The organism is Streptomyces anatolicus (assembly GCF_019400875.1).
Taxonomy (GTDB): domain Bacteria; phylum Actinomycetota; class Actinomycetes; order Streptomycetales; family Streptomycetaceae; genus Streptomyces; species Streptomyces anatolicus.
Genome location: NZ_WMBF01000415.1, coordinates 1 through 5,691, shown reverse-complemented (window position 1 = coordinate 5,691; position 5,691 = coordinate 1). Strand labels below are relative to the sequence as shown.

Sequence of the window (5,691 nt, the reverse complement as noted above, 5' to 3'; positions counted from 1 at the left end):
GTTATCCTGCGCCCACCCACCCCGGATGCCTCCTCTGCTGCGCTCTGCCGCACACCCTAGAGGTACGTGGGCCGCGGCCGCCGGGACTCCGGCGCCCCGGCCCGGCGGCCTGCGGGTCCCGCGGGAAACGAACGGCACGGTGGCGGCACGGAGTTGTGCGAAGATTCCGTGCCCCAGTCGGGGTGATCACGTGTAAGAGAGGAAACACAGTGATACCCAAGAGATACAGACCCGCCGCCGTCGCGAGCCTGACCGCGGCCGTGGCCTCCGGCTCCCTGCTCGCGCCCCCCGCGCACGCGGACGCCGCCGACAGCGCTCCCCGCAAGGCCGACCGCGAGACGGTCGCCGCCTTCGCCCGCATCGCCGATGACGTTCTCTCCCGGCGCACCCAGGCGCTGGTGGAGGACCACGCGGGACGCGGCGACTCCGGTGCCAGCGCTGCCGCGACGCGCATGTCCGGCCGGCTGAAGAAGGACGAGGACGCCACGCTGCGGTCGCTGGGCGCCCGCAAGTCGCGCCTCGCGAAGCTCGGCGAGGCCTACACGAAGGCGGACACCCGCGTCGTCGTGGAGCGCGCCACGATCACCGGCCGCACGGCGACCGTCCAGGTCACCTCGGCGTCGACGCTGACGTACAAGAAGGTGCGCGGGGACGAACCGGCCACCACCGCGTTCTCGACGCGCCAGGAGCTGAAGCTCGCCGCCACGAAGGACGGCGGCTGGAAGTTGACCACGATCACCTCGCGGGACAATGGCCCCGCCGCGGTCGACGCCCCGTCGGCGGCCGGAGTGAACACCGTCAAGGACGACGGCAACCAGTACCCCGACGGCACACCGGCGTCCACCAAGTACCCCACCACGCCGATGCCCTCGGGCAAGACGGGCGGTGCCTACGACTACTCCGCCATGGCGCGGTACGCGGAGAGGTACTGGCGCAGCTACAACCCGGCGTACCGGAAGTTCAACGGAGCCGGCGGCGACTGCACCAACTTCGTCAGCCAGGCGCTGAAGGCGGGCGGCTGGAAGCACGTCCCCGGCTCCGCCCACGACTACCGGAACTGGTGGTACGACCGCGCGAGCCAGAGCACCTCCTGGGTCGGCGTGAACGAATGGGCGTGGTTCACGCTGTCCAACCGGCGGGCCCCCAACCTGTCGAGCGTCTACAAGCTGGACGTCGGTGACGTCCTGCAGGTGGACTTCGACAAGAACGGCTCCAAGGACCACACCATGCTGGTCACGTACCGCGACAGGCGGGGCATGCCGTACCTCACCTACCACTCCACCGACACGGTCCGAAGGTCGCTCGCCAGCGTTCTCGCGTCCTCGCCCAACGCGCGTTACTTCGCGTACCGCACCTGACGGAACCGGTAGCCCGCAGCGGCACGGACGGCCGGTATCCGACCGGACTTGTGCCGGGCCGTCAGGCGGGAAATTCGATCAGGCCGACGGGCGGCAGTGTGGGCGTCTTGGAACCCCCTGAGGGTTCGATGGTGATGCCCATGCCGTCGGCCTGGTCGATCGTCCCGTCCATGAGGGTGATCTGGGTGCTCTGGTCCCGGTCGAGGAGCCCCGCCGGACGCATCGTGCCCTTGTCGTTGAACCACAGCTCGTAGACCTTGCCCTCGGGCGGCGCGTCGAGGCCGGACACGGTGAAGACCGCACGGTTCTGGCTCGCCGAGGTCACGACGGTGCCGCGGGCGCCGCCGGGCAGGGACGCGGTGTGTGTCCGCGCGTCACCAGCGGCCAGAACCTCCGCCACTTGATCGGCACTGGCCTCCGCCCGGTGTGCCTGCTCGCGAGCCTGCCGCGCTTCCTGGTGCTGCCAGGTCGCCACGCCGCCCAGGGACGCGGCGACCAGGCAGGCGGCCAGCGCCAGCCGGCGCGGCCAGAGCGAGCCCCGCGGTGATCTTTGCGGCGCTTGCGCGACGGGCGTCTCCCGCACGGTGCGCGGCGGTTCCTGGCGGACCTGGGAGATCTGCCGGAGGACGGAGTGCTTCAGGGCGGGAGGCGGCGCGCTGCTGGCGGCGAAAGCCAGCCGACCCGCGGTGGAGACGAACTCGGCCACCTCCTGACGGCACTCCGAGCACGTGGCCAGGTGCGCCTCGAACGCGGTGCGCTCGTCGTCGTCGAGGGCGTCGAGGGCGTAGGCACCGGCGAAGGTGTGCGGGTCGCTCATGCTCATGCCGTCACCCCCAGGCAGTCACGGAGCCGGATGAGCCCGTCCCGCATGCGGGTCTTCACCGTGCCGAGCGACGCCGACAGGCGCTCGGCCACTTCGCGGTAGGTCAGGCCCTGGTAGTAGGCCAGGATGATCGACTCGCGCTGGAGTTCCGTCAGGGTCTTCAGGCAACGCACCACGTCCTCGCGTTCCTGGCGGGCTTCGACCTCCGCCTCGGTCACGTCGAACTCGGGCAGCTGCTCCCGCCGGGCGGCCCGCTCCTCGCGTGCGGCGGAGGCCACGACCGAGCGGACGCGGTCCACCGCTCTGCGATGTGCCAGCGTGAGTACCCAGTTCATCACGGATCCCCGTTCCGGCCGGTAGTCGGCGGCATGACGCCACACCTCCACCAGCACCTCTTGCGTCACTTCCTCGGACTGCGCCGCGTCGCGCACCACGGCCCGCGCGATCCCGAAGACTGGGCCGGCCACTGATTCGTACAGCCGACCGAAGGCCTGCTCGTCGCCGTCGACGATCTGTTTCATCAATGCGATCAGGTCAGGCTTGTCGTCAGGGTTGCCGCCGATGAACACCGTTCGCCTCATGTCGACATCATTACCGACTCGCCCAGTGCCATGTCCGCACGGAGGAAAATGGGAGTGCCGCCCATGATTCGTCACCGAGGGCGAAAAGGATTGGTCGACCGGTGGCGAGATCCGAACGCCAGAGGCGGACGGAGTATTCGTAGCCGCGCCCCCTTTGGATTGGCCGGAAAGAATTTCTCCCTCAAATGGGTGGAGGACCAATCCGCACCCGGCCCCCGCTCCGGATGACGGGTGTGAGCGAAGAAGCGAAGACCTCAAGGCGCCCCGGAGCATGGCGGCTTGGCGCGCTGGGCGCGCTGAGCGGCCTGCTGGCGGGATACTCCGCGCTGGCGACGGCCGAGCTGGTGTCCGCCGCCGTACGAGCCGAGTCCGGCCCCGTGATCGCGGTGGGCGGAGCCGCGATCGACCGCACGCCGACCCCGGTGAAGGACTGGGCGATCCGCGAGTTCGGGACGGACGACAAGCTCGTCCTGCAACTGGGCATCCTCGCCGTCCTCACCCTTCTCGCGCTCGCCCTCGGAGTGCTGGCGGTCCGGTACCGGAGTGCCGGCTCGGCAGGAGTCCTCCTGTTCGGCGTGGTCGGGGGCGTCGCCGCGACGGGCCGGCCCGACTCCACGAGCATCACGGACGCGCTGCCCTCGGTGGCCGGAGCCGTGGTGGGCGCGGGTCTCCTGTACTGGCTGGCGGGGCGCCTGCGAGCACGCAGGCACCCAGTACCGGCTCACGACCACGAGCGCCCGGCTCACGACCAAGCGCGCCCGGGCTGGGACCGGCGAGGGTTCATCGTCGCCGCGACGGCCGCGGCGGCCGCGTCCACCGGGGTCGGCCTCCTGGGCCGCACCCTGAACGGTGCGCGGGGCCAGAACGCCATCGCTTCCCGCAACCAGGTCACGCTGCCCGCCCCGGCCTCGGCCGCCGCGCCCGTCCCCAAGGGTGCCGCGCTCCGAATCAAGGACGTCAGCCCGTTCATGACGCCCAATCAGGACTTCTACCGGGTCGATACCGCGCTGGTGGTGCCCAGGGTCGACGCGACCTCATGGAGGCTGCGGATCCACGGCAAGGGCGTCACCCGTGAGATGACCGTCTCCTTCGCGGATCTGCTGCGCATGCCGCTGATCGAGCGGAACATCACGCTGGCCTGCGTCTCGAACGAGGTGGGCGGCCCGTATGTGGGCAACGCGCGGTGGATCGGCGTGCGCCTGGCCGACCTCCTGGCGCAGTGCGGTGTGAAGCCGCCGTCCAAGGGCGGGCCCGCGGACCAGCTGGTCGCGCGGTCCGTGGACGGGATGACCCTCGGGACCCCGGTCGAGGACGTCATGGACGGCCGCGACGCGATGCTCGCCCTCGGCATGAACGGCGAGCCGCTGCCCTTCGCGCACGGTTTCCCCGTACGCATGGTCGTCCCCGGCCTGTACGGGTTCGTATCCGCCTGCAAGTGGATCCAGGACATCGAGCTGACCACGTTCGACGACTACGACCCCTACTGGGTGAAGCGGGACTGGGCCCGCAAGGCCCCGATCAAGACCCAGTCCCGTATCGACACCCCCAAGCCCTTCGCACGCCCGGCGCCCGGCACGGTGATGGTCGCCGGGGTGGCCTGGGCCCAGCACCGGGGGATCGACCGGGTCGAGGTCCGTGTCGACGACGGCCCCTGGCAACAGGCCGACCTGGCAGCCGAGGACACCAGGGACACCTGGCGCCAGTGGTCCTTCCCCTGGAAAGCGACGTCCGGCGGTCACACCCTGACCGTCCGGGCCACGGACCGCACGGGTGAGACGCAGACGCAAAAGCGCACCGGCACCGTCCCCGACGGGGCCAGCGGCTGGCATTCGGTGGTGGTCACCGTGGACTGACCCAGGCCACCGCCGCGCAGTGCGGAATCAGCCGCACGAACCACGACCTGAACCCATGCACGAGCCATCCACATGGATCGCGTGATTCGCATGAATGATCAAGGAGCAGAAATGAACGCCACCACCCGCCGCAACCACCGCACCCGCCGTGGAGCCCTCGTGCTCGCCGCGGCGGCGATGCTGCCGCTCGCCCTGACCGCCTGTTCGAGCGACGACGGCAAGGACGAGGCGTCCTCGGACACCAAGTCGTCCGCCGCCTCCGAGAAGGCGACCGACAGCGCCGCGAGCGGCACGGGCAGCAGCGATGAGCCGTTCGGCTCCGCGTGCTCCTCCGTGCCCGACGACGGCGCCGGCTCCTTCGACGGCATGGCCAAGGACCCGGTCGCCACGGCCGCCTCCAACAACCCGGAGCTGTCCACGCTCGTGACCGCGGTCAAGAAGGCGGGCCTGGTCGACACCCTGAACAACGCCAAGGACATCACCGTGTTCGCGCCGACCAACGACGCGTTCGCGAAGATCCCCAAGGCCGACCTGAACAAGGTCCTCAGCGACAAGGCCCAGCTCACCAAGATCCTCACCTACCACGTGGTGGGCCAGAAGCTGGCGCCCAAGGACCTGGAGAGCGGCTCGTACCCGACGCTGGAGAAGTCCGAGCTGACGACGGCCGGGTCCGGTGAGTCCTACAAGGTCAACGACTCCGCCAACGTGGTCTGCGGCAACGTCAAGACCGCCAACGCCAACGTCCACATCATCGACACCGTCCTCATGCCGAAGATGTGACGCCCGTATTGACGTGGGGCCGACCCCGATGGGCCGGCCCCACGTCAGCGTGCTCCCTCCCCGCCGCAGGCCCGCGAAGCCGCGTGGTGAAGCCGTTCGGCCGCCTGCCGGAGATAGGCGGTGACCTGCGGGTCGGCGTCGAGGGTGTAGTCGCTGTCGAGGGTGGCGAGGAGCTGGGCGATGCCGGGCAGGCGGTCACCGGAACAGTCGACGGTGCAGGTGTCCGCGTCGAGGGGCCGGATGCGGTCGGCCAGGGCCCAGGTACGGCGGCGGACGGTGTCGGCGGGGGCCTGGAC

Annotated in this window: 5 protein-coding genes and 1 pseudogene; 3 read left to right on the top strand and 3 right to left on the bottom strand. The window is 70.3% G+C overall.

Annotated elements, in window-relative coordinates; genetic code table 11:
• Positions 1-209 precede the first annotated feature (209 nt).
• The gene (locus GKQ77_RS26360) at positions 210-1,358 is read left to right on the top strand and encodes an amidase domain-containing protein (protein WP_219691423.1); all 1,149 of its coding nucleotides are present in this window, start codon (positions 210-212) and stop codon (positions 1,356-1,358) included.
• A 61-nt stretch (positions 1,359-1,419) separates the two neighbouring features.
• Here GKQ77_RS26360 and GKQ77_RS26355 read toward each other — a convergent pair whose 3' ends face one another.
• Both GKQ77_RS26355 and sigK read right to left on the bottom strand, forming a co-directional pair.
• The gene (locus GKQ77_RS26355; RefSeq protein WP_219691422.1) at positions 1,420-2,181 is read right to left on the bottom strand and encodes an anti-sigma factor; all 762 of its coding nucleotides are present in this window, start codon (positions 2,179-2,181) and stop codon (positions 1,420-1,422) included.
• Positions 2,178-2,762, bottom strand: a complete 585-nt coding sequence (sigK, locus tag GKQ77_RS26350) for an ECF RNA polymerase sigma factor SigK (RefSeq protein ID WP_219691421.1) — start codon at positions 2,760-2,762, stop codon at positions 2,178-2,180. Before sigK ends, GKQ77_RS26355 begins: the two co-directional genes overlap by 4 nt.
• Before the next feature lie 224 nt (positions 2,763-2,986).
• On the opposite strand from sigK, the gene GKQ77_RS26345 reads away from it, so the two are divergent.
• Together GKQ77_RS26345 and GKQ77_RS26340 are read left to right on the top strand one after the other, a co-directional pair.
• Complete coding sequence (locus GKQ77_RS26345; RefSeq protein ID WP_219691424.1) at positions 2,987-4,615, top strand: molybdopterin-dependent oxidoreductase; 1,629 nt, start codon at positions 2,987-2,989, stop codon at positions 4,613-4,615.
• A 111-nt stretch (positions 4,616-4,726) separates the two neighbouring features.
• Positions 4,727-5,395 (top strand): fasciclin domain-containing protein, encoded by a 669-nt coding sequence (locus tag GKQ77_RS26340; protein WP_219691420.1) that lies wholly within the window; start codon positions 4,727-4,729, stop codon positions 5,393-5,395.
• Between the two features lie 44 nt (positions 5,396-5,439).
• On the opposite strand, the pseudogene GKQ77_RS26335 reads toward GKQ77_RS26340, so the two are convergent.
• Positions 5,440-5,691: pseudogene (locus tag GKQ77_RS26335) on the bottom strand (hypothetical protein); the annotation flags it as partial.